Annotated in this window: 18 protein-coding genes and 1 tRNA gene; 9 read left to right on the top strand and 10 right to left on the bottom strand. The window is 49.4% G+C overall.

Annotated elements, in window-relative coordinates:
- The first annotated feature begins 94 nt into the window (after positions 1 to 94).
- A complete protein-coding gene (locus tag N3Z11_RS11780; protein WP_260657374.1) occupies positions 95 to 2,623 on the top strand; it encodes a PilZ domain-containing protein in 2,529 nt (842 codons plus the stop codon).
- A 99-nt stretch (positions 2,624 to 2,722) separates the two neighbouring features.
- Here the strand turns inward: N3Z11_RS11780 and N3Z11_RS11775 are convergent, their stop codons facing one another.
- Together N3Z11_RS11775 and serB are read right to left on the bottom strand one after the other, a co-directional pair.
- Complete coding sequence (locus N3Z11_RS11775) at positions 2,723 to 3,619, bottom strand: lysophospholipase (RefSeq protein WP_260657373.1); 897 nt, start codon at positions 3,617 to 3,619, stop codon at positions 2,723 to 2,725.
- Positions 3,616 to 4,656 (bottom strand): phosphoserine phosphatase SerB, encoded by a 1,041-nt coding sequence (gene serB / locus N3Z11_RS11770; RefSeq protein WP_260657372.1) that lies wholly within the window; start codon positions 4,654 to 4,656, stop codon positions 3,616 to 3,618. Before serB ends, N3Z11_RS11775 begins: the two co-directional genes overlap by 4 nt.
- A gap of 80 nt (positions 4,657 to 4,736) precedes the next feature.
- Between serB and N3Z11_RS11765 the strand changes: the two genes are divergently transcribed.
- Entirely contained in the window at positions 4,737 to 5,366 is a 630-nt protein-coding gene (locus tag N3Z11_RS11765; protein ID WP_260657371.1) for a YtjB family periplasmic protein, read from the top strand.
- An 88-nt stretch (positions 5,367 to 5,454) separates the two neighbouring features.
- Here the strand turns inward: N3Z11_RS11765 and N3Z11_RS11760 are convergent, their stop codons facing one another.
- From N3Z11_RS11760 to N3Z11_RS11730, 7 genes are all read right to left on the bottom strand, one after another.
- Positions 5,455 to 6,249, bottom strand: a complete 795-nt coding sequence (locus N3Z11_RS11760; RefSeq protein WP_260657370.1) for a TatD family hydrolase — start codon at positions 6,247 to 6,249, stop codon at positions 5,455 to 5,457.
- Positions 6,250 to 6,277: 28 nt separating this feature from the next.
- Entirely contained in the window at positions 6,278 to 6,916 is a 639-nt protein-coding gene (pdxH, locus tag N3Z11_RS11755) for a pyridoxamine 5'-phosphate oxidase (protein ID WP_260657369.1), read from the bottom strand.
- 104 nt (positions 6,917 to 7,020) lie between these two features.
- Positions 7,021 to 8,760 carry an arginine--tRNA ligase gene (gene argS / locus N3Z11_RS11750; RefSeq protein ID WP_260657368.1) on the bottom strand — a complete coding sequence of 580 codons (1,740 nt, stop codon included), beginning with the start codon at positions 8,758 to 8,760 and terminating at the stop codon, positions 7,021 to 7,023.
- A 3-nt stretch (positions 8,761 to 8,763) separates the two neighbouring features.
- A complete protein-coding gene (gene prfC, locus N3Z11_RS11745; protein ID WP_260657367.1) occupies positions 8,764 to 10,371 on the bottom strand; it encodes a peptide chain release factor 3 in 1,608 nt (535 codons plus the stop codon).
- Between the two features lie 231 nt (positions 10,372 to 10,602).
- A complete protein-coding gene (gene rimI, locus N3Z11_RS11740; RefSeq protein ID WP_260657366.1) occupies positions 10,603 to 11,058 on the bottom strand; it encodes a ribosomal protein S18-alanine N-acetyltransferase in 456 nt (151 codons plus the stop codon).
- Entirely contained in the window at positions 11,051 to 11,503 is a 453-nt protein-coding gene (locus tag N3Z11_RS11735; RefSeq protein ID WP_260657365.1) for a hypothetical protein, read from the bottom strand. Before N3Z11_RS11735 ends, rimI begins: the two co-directional genes overlap by 8 nt.
- 12 nt (positions 11,504 to 11,515) lie before the next feature.
- Positions 11,516 to 11,592, bottom strand: a tRNA-Trp gene (locus N3Z11_RS11730).
- A gap of 373 nt (positions 11,593 to 11,965) precedes the next feature.
- Here N3Z11_RS11730 and N3Z11_RS11725 point away from each other — a divergent pair.
- The gene (locus tag N3Z11_RS11725; RefSeq protein ID WP_260657364.1) at positions 11,966 to 12,355 is read left to right on the top strand and encodes a response regulator; all 390 of its coding nucleotides are present in this window, start codon (positions 11,966 to 11,968) and stop codon (positions 12,353 to 12,355) included.
- A gap of 21 nt (positions 12,356 to 12,376) precedes the next feature.
- Here N3Z11_RS11725 and N3Z11_RS11720 read toward each other — a convergent pair whose 3' ends face one another.
- Positions 12,377 to 12,727: a HopJ type III effector protein gene (locus tag N3Z11_RS11720; RefSeq protein ID WP_260657363.1), complete on the bottom strand. Its 351-nt coding sequence runs from the start codon at positions 12,725 to 12,727 to the stop codon at positions 12,377 to 12,379.
- Positions 12,728 to 12,802: 75 nt separating this feature from the next.
- Here N3Z11_RS11720 and N3Z11_RS11715 point away from each other — a divergent pair, with 75 nt between their 5' ends.
- From N3Z11_RS11715 to N3Z11_RS11690, 6 genes are all read left to right on the top strand, one after another.
- Complete coding sequence (locus tag N3Z11_RS11715; RefSeq protein WP_260657362.1) at positions 12,803 to 13,801, top strand: hypothetical protein; 999 nt, start codon at positions 12,803 to 12,805, stop codon at positions 13,799 to 13,801.
- Between the two features lie 87 nt (positions 13,802 to 13,888).
- On the top strand, positions 13,889 to 15,313 hold the full coding sequence (locus N3Z11_RS11710) for an AlkA N-terminal domain-containing protein (protein WP_260657360.1): 1,425 nt from the start codon (positions 13,889 to 13,891) through the stop codon (positions 15,311 to 15,313).
- 36 nt (positions 15,314 to 15,349) lie between these two features.
- Positions 15,350 to 15,946, top strand: coding sequence for a methylated-DNA--[protein]-cysteine S-methyltransferase (locus N3Z11_RS11705; protein WP_313771356.1), 597 nt, complete (start codon positions 15,350 to 15,352; stop codon positions 15,944 to 15,946).
- Between the two features lie 105 nt (positions 15,947 to 16,051).
- Positions 16,052 to 16,948: a pirin family protein gene (locus tag N3Z11_RS11700; RefSeq protein WP_260657359.1), complete on the top strand. Its 897-nt coding sequence runs from the start codon at positions 16,052 to 16,054 to the stop codon at positions 16,946 to 16,948.
- Positions 16,949 to 17,010: 62 nt separating this feature from the next.
- Positions 17,011 to 17,721: a 5'-methylthioadenosine/S-adenosylhomocysteine nucleosidase gene (gene mtnN / locus N3Z11_RS11695; protein ID WP_260657358.1), complete on the top strand. Its 711-nt coding sequence runs from the start codon at positions 17,011 to 17,013 to the stop codon at positions 17,719 to 17,721.
- 7 nt (positions 17,722 to 17,728) lie between these two features.
- Positions 17,729 to 18,721, top strand: a complete 993-nt coding sequence (locus N3Z11_RS11690) for a cobalamin biosynthesis protein (protein WP_260657357.1) — start codon at positions 17,729 to 17,731, stop codon at positions 18,719 to 18,721.
- The last annotated feature ends 58 nt before the right edge of the window (positions 18,722 to 18,779 follow it).

The following is an 18,779-nucleotide window of genomic DNA, read 5'->3' as shown; positions in this document are numbered from 1 at the left end:
ATTTTCACCGAAACAATTGAAAGGCATAATTTTTGCTTTTAATGTAAGACATGGTATCACAACAATAAGTCTTTATGACTCAGACACTCACCTTATGACGACACCCGATTTACTGCCTTACATCGGCGTGATCGAACGCTTAATCCCCTTGATAAACACATCTGAGTTTAACGAGGTGTTTGGCATTCTGACTTCAGAGCTGCCCAAACCCAAACAGTTCCTGCTGAAAATGGAACTGAAACGTTTGGGACAGCCCTGCAGCTATTACATCGATTTACGGGGCAAAGTAGACGGTGAAGTGCGGCCTTATGAGCATGGTGGCCGCACCCATTATATGGACGATACCGCCATTAAAGCCTTTGAACGCGGCCTGAAACGTTACGGTCGTTTTACCATGGGTTTGTTTGAAGAGGTGATGAACACCGACAATAACTACAGAGTAAGGCACAAACAGGAAACAGAACAAAGATTACAGGCGGTTATTGCCGGTGAAACACCGCCGCAAGCCGTAGTAGAAACTCAGGAGCCTGAGCAAGTCAAAACCGGCCCTGCCCTGGTGCAATTTGCCAGCTATTGCAGCCGTGGTGAAGAGCGGATGAACTTCACCATCGACATCGAAATTGCACTGGAAAACGGTGAATTGTTTCCGGCAAGTACAGTCGATTTGTCAGTTTCCGGCAGCAAGCTGAAGATCCCTGGTAGCAGATCGCTGTCAGCAGGGCAAAAAATTGCCATTACATTCAAAGGTCTGGAGCAAGAATTTGCCTTAGGCCTCAGTCAGGGTGTGCCTTATCAGGTGATTGACACTGAGGTGGTTGATCGTGCTGTGTATGCCAGAGTCAAAAGGTTGCCAATGGCCGACGAGCATGGTTTCAGCGAGTTTTTACGCCAGTTTATTCAGGGCAATAAAAGACGTTATAAAGTAAACCTCGACAACACACTCGATGCGGTTGTGGTCAAAGGGTATGAGCAGTTTTACCTGCCCAGGATCAGCTCTTTACCGGTGTTTCTGGCGGTGCGTGACGGCTTACCTGTGCCGGTTTGCGCTATGACCACCGAGAATAACCGCCAGCATGTGCAGTATTTTCAGGATGAACAACAACGTTCTGTGCTGATGCAGCTGCTGTCAGGCAAAAGATTAAAAGCCTGTTTGCAAAAAGCGCCGGCAGAACGCTCCTGCATTTTGTATTGTTTTACCCATGCTGCCAAAGGCAAACTGTTTTTTTATAGCGCCACTTCAGACGAGCTGCAGCAACTCCCTGAACTACAGAAAGTTTTTTTTGGTTTTGCCGCCCGTAAACCCAGTTTCCGTGTTTTTCATCTGGTGGTGCACCGCACCCATCCGGAGCACGCCCATCAGTTATTGTCGCTGCCTAATACCGCCGATCAGGACGTCAGCAAACTGAATCAGCCGCCATCCCAACTGGTGCAGAATCTGATCCGTGATTTTCGTTATATTGTCAGCCTGACCGACATCACCACTGAAGAAAATATCGCTTTGTATCAGCAAATCCGCTACGACGAAAATTTGCTGTCACAACTGAAAATTTTCGGCCATGCCAAAGTCGACCAACTGCCCCCCCTGGAAGCCGTGGCGTTGCAGTACGTCAATTTACGTGGTGAAACCCGCTATCTGTATAAAACCAAAGTGCTGCTGCAACTTGGTGACCAACAGCTCGAAGCCCACACCCGCGACTTTTCCAGTAAAGGTCTGCAAGTGGAAACAGCGCTGCCGGTTAGTTTTCAAAAAGGTGAACATATCCGGCTGGCCTTGCCCGATATGCAAAAAATTTCCAGTAAATTTGACCTGCAACAACTGGATTATGAAGTGATGGCGGTCAGTAAAAGCCAGCTCATTATGAACTTAAAAGTTTTTGAGCAGGAAGAGCCACATCAGGGAAGGTTGTTTTTTGAGCAGCTGATTAAAAGCAACAAAGACAAACTGACCCCGGCCGAAGAAACGCCCAAGTATGCCGGCCTTGGCACCGTGCTGCGCAATATGTACGTTAAAGCGTTAAACAGTCTGCCGTTTTATATGCACCGCCATGGCATTCGTTATGACCTGAATGTGGTAGGCCGCGGTGCTGAACCGAATAACCTGCATTATATTCTGGGGTTGGCCGGCGGCAAAAACAGCAAAATAAACTTGCAGCCGCTGCTGAAAAACAATGCCACTAACCTGAATTTTGCCAATCAGCTGAAAGCAATGAAACGTCAGGATGCGCCTAAGCTGTATGAAGTCTTTATCCGTTATCAGCCAGCCACAGCACGCAGTGAAGCCAGTTTTGTCACTGAATTTGATTTTGAATTAAAAACCAGTCAGGCCAGACAAAGTTTTGTACAGGACGCCATCAACCAGGATTTATTGTTTTGTTTTAAAGTATTTTTGTCCCGCACCGGCCGGCCCGACACAGATTACATCGCCAAAGAGTTGGGTTATGTCAGCCTGTATGCCATTCACAAAGCCAAGGTGCTGGAAGAAGAGTTATGGAGTGTGGTGGGGGTCGGTGATGTGATAGATATCAGCGACGAAGTGCTGCTGCGTTATGGCATCAGTGCGGCTCAAATCGCCACGCAACTGCAAAAACGCCGCCAGTTTATTGCCGCTTTGCAGCAGGCCTGAGCCACAGCGCTGGTTTTGGCTCTACAGCACGCTGCAGGCCAGATGGCAGAAAGCTGTGACTGCACCCAGAGCTGGTACTCTAAGTGCTACACCTGAACCTCAGTTTTGTTGTTTTAACCAGTCCGACAACGTCTGAAAATGCCCTTGTACCGCCTGTGGATGGGTCAACATTGAGATATGGTCATAATCCAGCGCGTCGCCCTGCGCTTTGCCCAGCAAGCTAAAACGGGCATCCGAGAGATTAGTCTCGGCCATAAATAAGCGTACATCATCCGGATGACCGAGAATTTTGTCGTTTACTGCAGCAAAAAACCAGCTGGGCGGCCACTGCAGTTGCGCTGCTGCTTTGGCGTAATCAAACTGATCCGTCGGATCAACAAAATGCGGGGTATTGATCCAATGCACAGTATCAAGCAGAAACTGCGCCGGTTCATTGTCCGCGCCAAAACGCCAGCTTTTGGCCGGCAAATAACCATAACGTTGGCAAAGCCAGGGCGAGACCTTATTCCACAGCAGGTCAATTTGCAGGGTTTTAGCGGCGCTTTTTACCGAAATACGCCTTTTTGTGCCAAAAAACACATTGTTCTGCACTTTATCCAGCAGTAGTGGAAAACGTGCCAGACTGGCAGCCAACACCACCCCGCCCCATGAATGACAAATCAGATGAATTTTTTGCTGATGGCGCTGATATAAATGTTCGATAAGCGCCGGAATATCCTGACAAATCAGCTGATGCTGACTGTGATTAAAATCCGGCCCCACTGCAGGTTTGGATAAACCCCGGCCGGCAAAATCGGCGCAGTACACGGTAAAACCCTGATTGGCCAGATAACAGCCGAGCCCTTTGCCGTTCTGACTATAAAAAATCCGGCCATTTTCAATAGCACCATGCAACATCAGCACGGGCGCCTGACTGACGTGTAAAGGGGTCAGCTTGCGTAAATGCAGCTGGTACTGCTGCAGATCCAGATATTCCGAACTTTGCTGATGTTTCATAAGGCCGGTTCTAACAAATACAGCAACTGCAACAAAGAACCCTGCCGGATAGCGGCTTTGGCCTGGGCCTGTACTTTGGGTTTGGCATGAAAAGCCACGCCAAGCGCGGCTTTTGCCAACATCGGCAGGTCATTGGCACCATCGCCGATAGCCACAGTCTGGCTCTGTGGGAGCTGATATGCAGTCGCCACTTCGGCCACCACTTCAGCTTTACGCTGTGCATCCACAATAGCGCCCAGCACCTTGCCGGTCAGTTTGCCATCGGCTATCTCCAGCACATTGGCATATGTGGCGGTGAGGCCAAGCTGCGCTTTGAGGGCATCAGTAAAATAGGTAAAACCACCAGAGGCTATTACCACCTGCCATTGATGGGCCTGCAGATGCGAGACCAGCGAAGTTAAACCCGGCATCAAAGGCAGCTGTTGCAGCACCTCAGCCAGCACAGTCTGTGGTGCACCGGCAAGCGCCGCCACCCTTTGCGTCAGGCTCTGGGCAAAATCCAGCTCGCCATTCATCGCCCTTGCTGTCACCGCTGCCACTTGCTCACCCACGCCGGCAAGCACCGCAATTTCATCAATACATTCAATCTGAATGGCGGTGCTGTCCATATCCATTACCAGCACGCCAGGTTGGCTTAACCTTAGATTACCTTCCAGATAGACAAGCTCAGCGGCTATACTGCTGCCAAAGTCTTTCAGTTTCATCTGCAAAGACTCAGACAAGGGCTGATTCAGTCCAAGATATAAAGCTGCGGCTAATTCCGGGTGCGGCGAGCCCGCAGTCAGTAGCATTGTACTGTGCTCAGGTTGTAACAACTCAACCAGCTTCGCGAACTGTTCGGCGCCAACACTTGCACCAAAACAACAAATTCTGGCCTGAATGCTCTGGTGCATTTTTGACGCACTGACCGGCTCCGGGGCCGACAGTAAAAAGCCATCTGGAGCTGATGTCTGCTGCAATAAAGAATGCTGTTGTAATAACGAAAAAAAGTCGATTTCTACCGGCTGCTGCCGTGTCCAGTTCAGAAAAAAGCCCACACTGATCCCTATACTTCAACCTGATGCCGTGGCATTCTACCGACATTTTTCAGCCCCTGTCAGTCTATGGTGTAGTGAAAATGACAAATTCAGCGACAAAAACGCGAAAAAAATCAGCAAAACTATTCCGTTCAGTGCAACTGCTGCTCGCTATCACCGGCCTGATTGTTTTATTACAGTGGTGGCATGACAGCAGTAATCAGGGACAGCGGCTGTTTGCCGAGCAAAGTTCGGTACTGATGCGTGAAACCTTAAAAGCTTTGGCACAAACCGCCGCTTATCTGATTGAAAACGACCAGCTCGACGGTCTGACGGCACTGACCCAGCAGCTGGCGTCCAGCCCTTATTTACACGATGTGGTGGTGTACGACGCCAACGGCGTGCGGTTAAGTGAATCCAGCGGTAGTGAGCCTGCGCGGTTGTTATATGCACCTCAACACAAGGTGGAGTTGCAGCCGATGGTGCAGGAAATTTATCAGGGCTCTCAGCTGTTGGGTTATATCAAAATCAGCTTAAAACAAGATACCGGCTTTAGCGCTGTGTCGAGCGCCTGGCACGCCATGATGGAACAGGTATTGTGGATGCTGGCACTGGCGGCCCTGGTGGCATTAATGGCGCGCTCCAGTTTATTGCTGCTGTCGCACAAGCTGGCCAGCAATCAAGAGTTGCATCACGCCGCTTTAGATAGTCACGAACATATAAAAAGTTAACAACAATTCCACTGCGCTAAGTCCGCCAGCACAAGTATTGGTCAGTGCAGGTGCTTTGGCTCAAACAGCCTTATCCGGACCTGTTACCTCAGGCTTTTAATTGCAGCGACTGCATGGTGTTCTGCCATAAGATGTCGGCAATTTCTTCCGGAGTTTCCGGCCTTAAACTGCAAAAATGCTGAAACACCAGCGCCAATTGTTTGGGCGTATTGTTTTGCCCCTGAAAACCAGCAAGCGGCATGGCCGGTGCGTCGGTTTCCAGCACAAAACTGGTCAATGGCAAACGACGCACCGCATTTTGCGTTTTCTGGCTGCGCTCGTAACTGATAGTGCCGCCAATACCCAGTTTAAAACCCAAATCGAGAAAAGCCTGCCCTTGCTCCGGGCTGCCGGAAAAGGCATGTAAAATGCCACCTTCTTTAAATTTTTGCCGTTTTATCTCAGCCAGTAGCTGCACCATAGATTTACGGTGATGCAAAATCACTGGTTTTTGATGTTGAACTGCAAGTGCCAGCTGCGCAGCAAACAGCTGTTGCTGCATCGCAAAAGTGTCTGGTGCAATCGCAAAATCCAGCCCTATTTCACCGACAGCACAAATTTGCTCTGAGTGCTGCGCCAGCAAATGTTCAAGCTCAGTCAGAGCTTGCAATGAATGTGCTTTGGCCCACCAGGGATGTATACCGAGTGCAATCTGAAATTCTCGTTGTTGCTGCTTAAAAGCCAGCAACTGCAACCAGGACGACTGCTGCACCGCCGGAATTAAACAAGAGCGTACGCCCACCGCTTTGGCCTGTTGCCAGTGCAAAGGCCAGTCTTGCCATAATTCAGGTAAATCCAGATGGCAATGACTGTCAAAAAGCGCCGGCAACAGAGCTGTATTCACAATGCTACCTCAGCTGTTATGGAAGCTGTTATGGGCACAAGCGTTCAATAGCCCAGCTACCATCGGCCTGTAACTGGTACATAAAACGGTCGTGCAATCTGTGCTCCCCGCCCTGCCAGAATTCAATGGCATGGGGTTTGATTTGAAAACCACCCCAGAATGACGGCACCGGCACTTCGCCGTGTTCAAACTTATGTTTAATTTCAGCAAATTTTTGCATCAGCGCCTGACGGGTCGACACAGGCCGGCTTTGCTCTGAGGCCCAGGCCGCCAGCTGACTTTCTTTGGGTCTGGATAAAAAATATTTAATCACATTTCTGACCGGCAACTCTGTCGCTGTGCCATAGACAATGACCTGCCGCTCCAGCGGATGCCAGGGAAAATGCAGACAAACCTTCGGATTACCAGCAAGCTCTTTTGCTTTGCGGCTACCAAGGTTGGTGTAAAACACAAAACCCTCCGGATTGACATCTTTGAGCAGCACCAGCCGTTGTGATGGCTGGCCGTTTTCATCCACTGTGGCCACACACATTGCCGTTGGGTCCGGTAATTCAGCGGCAATAGCATCTTTGAGCCAGAGCTCAAACTGCACAAAAGGGTCGGCGTTTAATTTGTCTAAATCCAGCTTATCTTTGACATAGCTGCGGCGAATATCGTCAATTTTCATTTTTTATTCCTTCCCACCCAATGCGTAACAATGAATTCCTTCATGCTTAATTCCGTTACTTCATGCCAGATAACAAAAAAGCGCCGAAGCGCTTTTTTTAGTTGTTACATCCGTTCCATCACTTCAATGCCCAGAAGGTCTAAGCCTTTGGCCAATAAGCGCGATACGCCAATGCTCAGCATTAAACGGCTGTCACGCAGCGCCGGTTCAACCCCTTCTTTTAAAATAGGGCAGGCTTCGTAAAAACTCATATATAAACTGGCCAGTTCATACAGGTAATTACACAGCAGGTTTGGCTGGGCGTCTTTCATCACCTGCTGCAGTGTTTCTTCAAACTGCAGCGTTTTTAATGCCAGTTGTTTTTCATGAGATTCAACCAGTTGCAGCGGCGCGTTAAAGTTTTCGGCCACTTCAGCGCGGCGTAAAATACTCCGCACCCTGGTATAAGCGTACTGCAGATAAGGGGCTGTTGCGCCTTCAAAACTCAGCATCGAATCCCAGCTGAAGATGTAATCGGAAGTGCGGTTTTTGGATAAATCGGCAAATTTTACTGCACCGATACCCACTTTACGCGCCACTTCGGCAATTTCGCCTTCGCTTAACTCAGTGGATTTTTGTTCCACCACGGCTTTAGCACGCACTACCGCTTCTTCCAGCAGTTCTGCCAGTTTTACCGTGCCACCGGTACGGGTTTTAAATGGTTTGCCATCTTCGCCCATCATGGTGCCAAAAGGGCAATGCTCGTAAGACGTTAAAGTTCTGAGCAAACCGGCTTTACGCGCTACCAGCTCCACTTGTTTAAAGTGCAGCGCCTGACGGGCGTCGGTGAAAATAATAATACGATCAACACCAAGTTCGTGGCTGCGGTATTTACAGGCCGCTAAGTCGGTAGTGGCATATAAAAAACCACCGCCGGTTTTCTGGATAATAAAAGGCGATGGGTTGCCTTCTTTGTCGGCCAGCTCATGCAGGAATACCACTAAAGCGCCCTGATCTTCCACCGCAATGCCGGTGGCTTTTAAGTTGTCGACAATAGACTGCAACATTGGGTTATAAGCCGACTCAGGCTTGATATGTTCATGGCCCAAAGTCACGTTTAACGCACGGTACACTTCTTCACTGTGTTTAATCGAGGTGTCGATAAACAGCTGCCATAACTTCTGGCAATGTGCATCGCCACTTTGCAGTTTCACCACATAATCACGTGATTTATCGGCAAAACCTGCTTCGTCATCAAAACGTTTTTTCGCTTCGCGGTAAAAATCTTCTAAATCGGCAAGGGCCACGGTTTCAAGGTCAACACCGGCCGCCAGTTTATCTTCCAGATGCGCGATCAGCATGCCAAATTGTGTACCCCAGTCGCCCATATGGTTCTGGCGAACAACGTCATCACCCCAGAATTCCAACGCGCGTACTACAGCGTCACCAATAATGGTGGAGCGTAAATGGCCCACATGCATTTCTTTGGCAAGGTTAGGCGCCGAATAATCCACTACCACTTTTTGTGGTTTAGGGTTTGGGCTCACACCTAAACGTGCGTCCAGCAAGGCCGGTTGTAATTGTGCCGCCACCCAGTCGTTTTTCAGTGTCACGTTAATAAAACCAGGGCCTGCCACTTCAACTTTTTCAGCCATGTCCGCCAAATCCAGCTTTTCCAGCAGCTGCTGGGCTAAATCACGTGGATTGGTTTTCAGAAGCTTGGCTGCTGCCATAGCACCGTTGATTTGATAATCACCAAAACCTGCTTTAGTGCTTTGAGTAACGGCTGTGTTGGTATCTGCCGGTAAACCCACGGCAATCATGGCCGCCTGGGTTTTATCTGATAATAACTGTTTAATATTCATGAATTATTTTGCCTTACTCGCGAAAGTTTGTTCGCGGGTTTTATGGAATTTCATTTTTGGATAACGTTCCATCGCCAGGTTTAAATTCACCATAGTAGGCGCCAGGTAACTTAAATTGTCGCCGCCATCCAGCGCCAGGTTGCTACTGGCTTTATTTTTAAATTCATCCAGCGCCTTGCCATCATCTGAATAGACCCAGCGCGCTGTGGTCACGTTCACACTTTCATAAATTGCATCTACGTTGTATTCCGACTTTAAGCGGTGCACCACCACGTCAAACTGCAGCACCCCCACGGCGCCAACAATTAAATCGTTATTATCCAGTGGCCTGAAGACCTGCACAGCGCCCTCTTCCGACAACTGCACTAAACCTTTGAGCAGCTGCTTTTGTTTTAATGGGTCGCGCAGCCGGATGCGGCGGAACAGTTCAGGCGCAAAGTTGGGAATACCGGTAAAAGAGTATTTTTCACCTGCAGTAAAAGTGTCACCAATCTGGATGGTGCCATGGTTATGTAAACCAATAATATCGCCAGGATAAGCTTCTTCCACATGCTCACGATCGCCAGCAAGGAAGGTTAAAGCCTGTGGTACCAGCATGTCTTTGCCGATGCGCACATGGTGCATTTTCATGCCTTTTTCATATTTACCCGAGCAAATGCGTAAAAAGGCCACACGGTCACGGTGTTTCGGGTCCATATTGGCCTGAATTTTAAACACAAAACCGGAGAAGCTTTCTTCAGTAGGTTCAACCACCCGGTCTGTGGTAGCTCGGTGTTGTGGTGCCGGCGCCCAGTCGGTTAAACCGTCCAGCATATGGTCGACACCAAAGTTACCTAAAGCGGTACCAAAAAATACCGGTGTCAGTTCACCTTTTAAAAACAGTTCTAAATCAAATTCATGGCTGGCGCCTTTTACCAGCTCCATTTCATCCCGCAGCTGCTGGGCGTAATAACCAATACGGGCATCCAGCTCAGGGTTGTTAATGCCCTTTATGGTGTCCACTTCCTGAATAGTGTGACCCTGACCCGACTTATAAAACACCACTTCATCTCTGAGAATGTGATACACCCCTTTGAACTCTTTACCGGACGCAATAGGCCAGGTAATAGGGGCACAGGCGATTTTTAATACACTTTCAACTTCATCAAGTAAATCAATAGGATCGCGAATATCGCGGTCCATTTTGTTCATAAAAGTGATAATAGGCGTGTCACGTAAGCGTGTGACTTCCATCAGCTTAATGGTGCGGTCTTCAACACCTTTGGCGCCGTCGATCACCATTAAACAGGAATCCACCGCCGTTAAGGTGCGGTAAGTATCTTCAGAGAAGTCTTCGTGACCCGGCGTGTCCAGCAGGTTCACCAGGCAATCGGCATAAGGAAACTGCATCACAGAAGTGGTCACAGAAATACCACGCTCTTTTTCCATTTCCATCCAGTCAGAGGTGGCGTATTGGCCGGATTTTTTCCCTTTCACTGTACCGGCTTTTTGAATCAGCTGACCAAACAACAACACTTTTTCAGTGATGGTGGTTTTACCGGCGTCGGGGTGAGAAATAATCGCAAAGGTGCGACGTTTATTCACTTCTTCAAGAAATTGTGCAGAGGCCATGCGTGCGTAGGTTCCAATATCAATTCAGTCAACAAGACTCACCGGCTGAACATCAGCGGCGGCTGCCGAGCTTTGTGCAAAATGGCGGCGATTATAGCAGGATGCAAAGCGCAGGCACAGCCATAGCAGCATCTGTCTGATGGGATTTTTAGCTGTCATACTCTGCAGCCTGAACGGCTATGCAAAAATGAACTGAGCCTGGACGTCAATTACAGGGATGACCCGGAAGGCTTAGCCAAAACGCAGTGGCAAGCCCATTAAAATGGCATCTTCGTGACCAGTGGCTGTTGGGTAATAATTGACTCTTTTGCCATTTTGGTGAAAACCGGCACTCTGATAAAGCTCGATGGCACTGTGGTTGCTCTCGCGTACTTCCAGCCAGCAATCAAAGGCCTGTTTTGCTTCAGATTCAGCGATAAAATGCTCCAGCAATAAACGGCCAAAGCCCTGCCCCTGCGCTTTGGGCGCTACACAAATATCAAACAAACTGGCTTCACCGGCAACAAAGTTACCAATATAAAAACCAAGTATTTCATCACCTTGCTGCAACACAAAATTAAAATAACGTTCGCCAAAACAACCGGTGAAAGTGGCTTTGCTCCAGGGATGGCTGGTGGCGCTTTGTTCTATCGCCAGCATAGCCTCGATATCCGTTTCCAGCGCAGGGCGGATCAGCACATCAGACATCAGACCATCCGTTATTGAATAGTTGCCATAACTGGCGTTTGCTTTGGGCATTCGTGAGGTTTTGAAGATCTGGGGTGCAGAGTAACTGACCATCGAGATAACTGTCTGTGAGTTCAGCTTTGGTTTGCCAGCTTAATTTGGTCGACAACTGTCGCGATTTTTGCTGCAGCAGCAACTGAATATCCTGCTGTAGCTGGAGCAGTGGCCATTCGATTTCAGCACAAGATTGCGCTGCAGTTTCTGTGTCGGTGCCCATCAATGCTGAGAACTCTGCATCCACCTGCTCAGTTGAAGCCGGCAATTGAGCTGCCACCTGATGCTGATGGGTATTATCTTTGTTTTTCGCAGCTGAATGCTCTGAAAACGACAAAAAATCTGCATGCAGATTCAGTGGTTTAATTCGGAGAATTTGCAGCAGTTGCTGCTGATGTGTATTCAATTTCATCTTCAGAAGAAGTGGCAGGGGCAGAGGGATTCGAACCCCCAACCATCGGTTTTGGAGACCGCTGTTCTACCAATTGGAACTATGCCCCTAGCGTTGGAGCGGCCATTATACAAAAGGAAAGTCAAAGGTAAAGCGAAAATCTCGCTGTAATCAATCAACTGCACACAAAACGTCCATTTGCTGCTGTATTTGCTTAAGACTTCACCATAACTCAGCATCATCACAGCGTAAAGCGCGCTTGGCAAAAGGCGGCTTTATTGCTGCTCCGACAAAAAAACAACGGCTGCTGTACCAGACACCACAAAATTTGCTAGCATGTGGAAAATTACAGTTACAAATTTTTGCAAAGTACCTATTAAAGTACCAGCAATCACAAAGAACTGAATTTACTCAGCTTGCCAGTCCGGCCAGCGCCAGCTACAACTTAACAAAAGATGGATCTCAGACATTTAAGGAAGAATGATGAAAGTCTCCGATTGTTCAGTGCTGATTATCGACGATGTCACTTCAGTGCGGGAATATCTGCGCCAGACTCTGATGCTGCTTGGCATCAGCCATGTCAGCGAAGCTTCTGATGGCAGCCACGGCATCAGCAGCTACAGCAAAATGAAACAGGATGTGGTGTTTTTAGACATTGAATTGCCCGATTGCGACGGCAAAACTTTGTTAAAACAACTGAAAGAAATTAATCCTGACGCCAACGTCGTGATTATGACTGCCCACAGCACTGTAGAAAACGTGCAGCAAAGTATTCTGGCGGGCGCCTGCGGTTTTATTGCCAAACCCTTTTCCGCGAAAAAAATTGAATCAGTGCTGGCTAAATGCAACAGGTTGCAGGCTGAACGCTGTTAAAGCCGGCATTTTCAAAGGGCGCTAAGTGGACGCTTTGGCCCTGAGCGCCTGACCACTAAACTCTACCCCATCCCAGCCGGTACGCATAAAGTTGCGGATATTGGCATGATTGTCACCTTTTAAGTCAGGCAATACTTCCAGCCGGTAATAATCACCAAACAATTGTAACGTCTGGGGTTCAGACAACTTGTGCATAGCGGCAAAAGACAAAATTTTACATGAACCGTTATTCTCCCCGGCCGCATTCCAAAGTGCACCGTTTTGAAAAGCAGTCGGCGTAAACTGATATAAAGCATCAATCAGCGCGATGCTCTGCTGGAAAGTAATAGTTTCGGGTTCAGTGCTTAGCTGACGAAAAAAAGCTTCTAACATAACCTCACCTGCTTAAAGTTTAACCAACAGCTGCCGATAGCCCTATTGCATCATTGTTAAAATACGGAGCTTATGATGAATATCGTCACAGCTACACAACAATTTGCCGTACAGGAACAAGCGATTTTTCAGCAAAGCCGTTTGCAAATTCCGAACCGCCCTACCCAAGCGCAGCGTCCGGTGGTCCCAGTTATCGACAAACCAATGCCGGAGCCTGCGGTCGCTGAAAAAATCAGCACCGAGTCTAAGGCATCTGAAGAACAAAATGAAGATGCGTTACCTTTTAATGCCTTACAAAGCATAGGCGTGGTGAAACGTATTCTGGAACAACTGACATCCGGCAAATTATTGTCCTGGATTGAAGGTAGTTCAGCGCAAAAAATTGCCGCTCAGCAGCAACAAAATACGCAGACTGGCAACAATGAAACGCCCCAGGCCGACAACGGCAGCACCATTTTGGAATTTAATTATCGTTATCAGGAGTTGAGTGCAAGCTTTAGTGGCGAAGCCACTTTGGCCGATGGCAGCAATATCAGCTGGTCTTTTGCGTTTGAAATGCAGGAAGAATATGTGTCATTTCAAAGTTATCAGCAGGCCGCGCTGAAAGATCCCTTAGTGCTGAGCCTCAATGGCAGTCCGGTGCAGCTGCAAACAACAGGCAGCAGCTTTGACTTTAGCGGTCAAGGTTCTGAAGGCCTGCTGCCGGGTCTTGGCAGTGGCCAGTATTATCTGGTGCATGATAAAAACCAGAACGGTAAAGCCGATTCAGGCCTGGAATTATTTGGCCCGGCCAGTAATCAGGGTTTTACCGAGCTTGCGCAACTTGATAACGACCAAAACGGCTTTATTGACGCTCAGGATAAAAGCTGGCAACAGCTTCAGCTGTGGGATGGTGTCTCCAGGCAAAAACCTCTGGCTGACTTTGGCATAGCGGCAATCTCCACCAGCTCTGTGGCCACCTCCTTTGGTTTATATGATGGCCAGGCGCTGCTTGGGCGTATTGCCCGCAGTGGTATTTTTCTGTCGCAACAAGGCACAGCCGGACTCGTCCAGCAGGTGGATTTAAACATCTGACAATTTTTTGATTGAGTACCGGATCTGGCTGATCCGGCAGCCGTGACAAGGTACACTGAGCACAGTTTTGAAGGTGGAACACAGCTTATGCTCAGTGCACAACAATGTCAGCAAGCCCGCTTAAGCCGCGATAAAAGGTTTGATGGCCTGTTTTATATTGCGGTGCAAAGCACCGGCATTTACTGCCGACCGGTGTGCCCGGCGCGGCTGCCCGCTGAAAGTGGCGTTTGTTATTACCCAACCGCCACAGCAGCAGCTGCTGCAGGTTACCGGCCCTGTTTGCGTTGCCGCCCCGACAGTGCGCCCGGCTCACCGGCCTGGCAAGGTAGCAATAGTACACTGCAACGGGCACTGCGTTTAATTGCCGAAGGTGCGCTGATTGACGGTGATCTGAACCTGCTTGTCAGCCGTCTTGGCATTAGTGAGCGTTATTTACGCAAACTGTTTCAACGTGAACTTGGTGTATCACCAAAACAATATGCCTTGTATCAACAGCTGCTGTTTGCCAAAACTTTGTTACATCAAACCACTTTGCCGGTTGCCGATATTGCCCTGCAGGCTGGTTTTCACAGTGTGCGCCGTTTTAACGATGCTTTTAATAAACAACTGCAACTAACACCAAGCCAAATCCGCCGTAAACCAGACTTAACGAGTACCCCGATGCTGACCTTAAAACTACCGTACCGTCCACCGCTCAACTGGGATTTATTAATACAGTTCTGGCAAGCGCGCAGCCTGGATGGCCTGGAGTGGCTTGGGCTGCAAAGTTATGGCCGCACTTTTTCCTTGCCTGCGCAAGAGGCAACTGCACAGAGCCAAAGCCGCAGCGGCTGGTTTGAAGTAACACCGGCATCAGACAATCATCTGCAACTGACCCTGTACTGGCCTTACCCGGACAGCCTGAACACTGTGATAGCGCATATTCGCCGTTTGCTGGATTTAGATGCCGATATGATGACCATAGAGCAGCAGCTGCTGCCTTTTTTTGGCGATAAACTGCAACCGGGCATCCGTATTCCCGGTGTCTGGTCAGCCTGGGAAGCCGCAGTTCGCGCAGTGCTTGGCCAGCAAGTCAGTGTGGCCGGCGCCCGCACTCAGCTTAACCGGCTGGTTAGCGCTCTTGGCAGCGATTTGCCCGGGCAAAACGGTAAAAAATTATTCCCAACGCCCCTACAAATTATTCATTCGGATTTATCGATGATTAAAGTGCCGCAGGCCAGACGTGACACGCTGTGGGGACTGGCTAAAGCTGTGGTCGCAGATCCGTTGGCCGACCCCGATAGCTGGCTTAATGTTAAAGGCATAGGGCCATGGACAGTGGCGTACAGCAAAATGCGTGGTCTGTCTGATAGTGATATCTGGTTAGCAGGCGATTTAGGCATTCAAAAAGCGCTGGCCGCACGGGACAACCCGCTCAGTCCGGCCAGCCTGAGCCCATGGCGCAGTTATGCCACTTTACAGCTATGGTTTGGCCTGCCCGCCAAAAAGACAGCAAACAGCAGCAACAACTGATATTGCCCCAAAATACCAGCATCAAAGGACAGCAGGATGAACCAGGCACAGACAAATCTTTCAGCCGTTATGGCAACCCCCATTGGCCAACTTGAGATCCAAGCCAATGAGCATGGTATCAAGGCTATTGTTTTTACCGATGAACTCACAGCTGAACTTGCCGCAGTAAAAGCAACAACACTGGCGCCGGTGCGAAGCGGTAATTTAACTGCGCAGGCTTCCAGCCAAACTTTAGCAATACAGGCACAAAAGGCTCTTTATCCAACTGAACAAGCTCAACAGCATCTTCAGCAGGCGCTTAAGCAGCTTAAAGAGTATTTTGCCGGGCAAAGAACCTGTTTTAGTCTGCCACTTGCAGCTACAGGCACAGCCTTTCAGCAGCAAGTGTGGCAGGCGTTGCTGCATATTCCTTATGGCCAAAGCTGCAGTTATGGCGCCATTGCTGATTTTATTCAGAATCCCAAAGCAGTGCGGGCTGTCGGTGCGGCCAATGGCCGTAATCCACTGGCGATAGTGGTGCCTTGCCACAGAGTGATTGGTAACAACGGCAGCCTGACCGGTTATGCCGGCGGTTTAGGCCGCAAAGTCTGGCTGTTGCAGCATGAGCGGCAAATGGCAACAACCAGCGCCTAATAATTCTAATTTTTAGGACATAAAGCGCGTTTATATGCGCTTTTCTATCTAACTAAAATGGCGTTTACTTAGCTCATGCAAAGTTAAACACAACAGGTAACTTAAATGAGCGAACGTCATATTCAACAGCTGATCCCAGCGCAAATGGTGTCGGACGGAGCTGGCGTAAAAATCCGCCGCAGCCTGGGTTTACAACAACAGCTCCGGCTCGATCCTTTTTTAATGCTGGACTGTTTTGGCTCAGACCAGGCATCAGACTATATCGCCGGTTTCCCGCCCCACCCGCACCGGGGTTTTGAAACTGTCACTTATATGCTGGATGGCCATATGTTGCATCAGGACCATTTGGGCAATGAAGGCCATTTAATGTCGGGTGGTGTGCAGTGGATGACCGCCGGCAGTGGCATTATTCACTCGGAAATGCCACAACAGGAATCCGGCCTGATGCGTGGTTTTCAGCTGTGGTTAAATTTGCCAGCCGCCGAAAAAATGAAAGATCCGGCTTATGTCGATTTAAAACCAGCGCAGCTTGGTCGCCGCACTTTAACCGATGGCGGCACTGCCGTGGTAATTGCCGGTCTACTTAAAATCAGTACTGAAAGCCAGCAAACGCCAGGGCCGATACAGGGCTTAAGCACAGATCCACAGTATTACGATCTGAGCTTACCGGCCGGCAGCGAGCTGCACGTAGCGCTGCCGTCTGAACATAATGCGCTGGTATATCCTTTTGAAGGTGAGGTGCATATCAGTGCCGATGGCAGCCACAGTCTGGTGAAAACCCATCATGCGGCCGTGCTGGGTAAAGGTGATACGCTGCACCTTGTGGCCAAAACTGCGGTGCGGCTTCTGGTTCTGGCAGCCAAACCTATAGGCGAGCCTGTGGTGCAATATGGCCCCTTTGTGATGAACAGTGCCGCGGAAATAGAACAGGCCATTCGCGACTACCAGGCAGGCAAACTGACCAAAGGTGCCGCCGGCACTATCAAGGTTGCAGCGGTTTGAAAAAGTTCGGCAAGCCAAAGCCACAGTTCGTATAATGTGGCTTTTTACTTAGTGAGAACCTTATGCAGCTTGTCGGAATTATCGGAGCCATGGAGCAGGAAATCGCCCTGCTTAAACAACAACTGACCCATGCCAACACAGTGCAGATTGCCGGTTTTGCCTTCCATCAGGGCAAGCTCAATGGCGTAGATGTGGTGCTGGTACAATCGGGCATTGGTAAAGTTACGGCAGCTGTGGCTACCACTTTACTGATCAGCCAGTTTAAGCCGGACGCAGTGATCAACACTGGCTCAGCCGGTGGTTTTGACCCTGAACTGAACGTGGGTGATATTGTGATTTCAACCGAACTGCGCCACCACGATGTGGATGTGACTGCTTTTGGTTATGAACCAGGTCAGGTGCCACGTTTACCTGCTGCTTTTACAGCTCATCCGGCGCTGATTGACGCCGCAGAACAATGTATTGCTTCTCTTGGTTTTTGCAAAACCAAAAAGGGCCTCATCACCACTGGTGATGTGTTTATGTGCGATCCTGAGCGGATTGCCAAAACCCGCGCTACTTTTCCGGCCATGCTGGCGGTAGAAATGGAAGGCGCGGCTATTGCCCAGGCCTGTTTTCAGCTGAACACCCCTTTTGTGGTGATCCGTAGCTTAAGCGATATCGCCGGCAAAGAATCGCCAACCTCTTTTGATGCTTATCTGGAAGTAGCATCACGCAACAGCAGCGCTATGGTGATGGCATTATTACCTAAACTTCAAGCCCTGAGCATCTGAGTGCATTGTGGACTGGCCTGCACTGCAACTGCCTGAATTTTTAACTGTGCTGCAACAGCCGTTGTTGCAGCAGCCTTTGCTGGCACTGTTGATGATTGCACTGAGTGCCATCTTTCCGCTGCCATCCAGTTATCAGCCATTACAGGTGGTGCGCCAGGCCGCCATAGGTCTTGCCACCAGGGTGAATAAACCAGGTTATGGCAAACAACAACTCTTTATTTCAGGTTCACTGGCCATGCTGGTATTGGTTTTGCCACTGCTCGCTTTAGCGGCAGCTTTTGCCAGTTTGTCAGAGTGGCCGGAATTCTGGCACGCCCTGCTGCTGTATTGTTGTCTTGACTGGCAACAACCCAGACAGCAGGCATTGCAGGTGGCGGCAGCCGTTGAAAAACAACAACTCAGTCTGGCGCGCGATCTGATCAAACCTCTGGTGCTGCGCCAGAGTCAGCAGTTATCCCAGGTTGGACTTTGTAAAGCCAGTATTGAAAGCCTGACATTGCGCCTGGCCAAACAATGGTTTGGCGTGTTGTTCTGGTTTTTAGCCGGTGGTGGCCTGGCCGCTTTTGGCTACCGGCTTTTGCTGGAATTACAACAATGCTGGAATCCCAAACAACCCGATTTTGCTGACTTTGGTCAGCCGGTCAGCCGGTTATTCGGCTTACTGGCCTGGTTGCCGCAGTGGCTGAGCGCGCTGCTGCTGGCACTGCTACAAAACTGGCGCGGCAGTCATTATTACCGCAAGCTGGCTCAAGATGGTGATTATGCATTGCCGCAGCGCTGGTTACTGGCCGCCAGCAGCGCTGCTTTACAGCGCAATTTAGCAGGCCCGCGTTATTACAGTGCCACCAAACAACGCCGTATTCGATTTGGCCCTCCGGCAGAACCCAATGCCTATGATATTCAACGTTTTGTGCAAATCAGCCGGCAATTTCAGCATGCCGTGGTGTTATTAATTGCCAGTGGCTGGTTACTGCTGATGGTGGCCTTGTCCCCACTTTAGCTTATCGATAAAAGTGGTGATATAACGCAAAAACAGCGGGATCTTCTGGACTTTGGCC

The organism is Rheinheimera sp. 4Y26 (genome assembly GCF_025245835.1).
Taxonomy (GTDB): Bacteria; Pseudomonadota; Gammaproteobacteria; order Enterobacterales; family Alteromonadaceae; genus Pararheinheimera.
The sequence above is the reverse complement of the archived record's forward strand: the minus strand, read 5'-3'. Positions and strand labels throughout refer to the sequence as shown.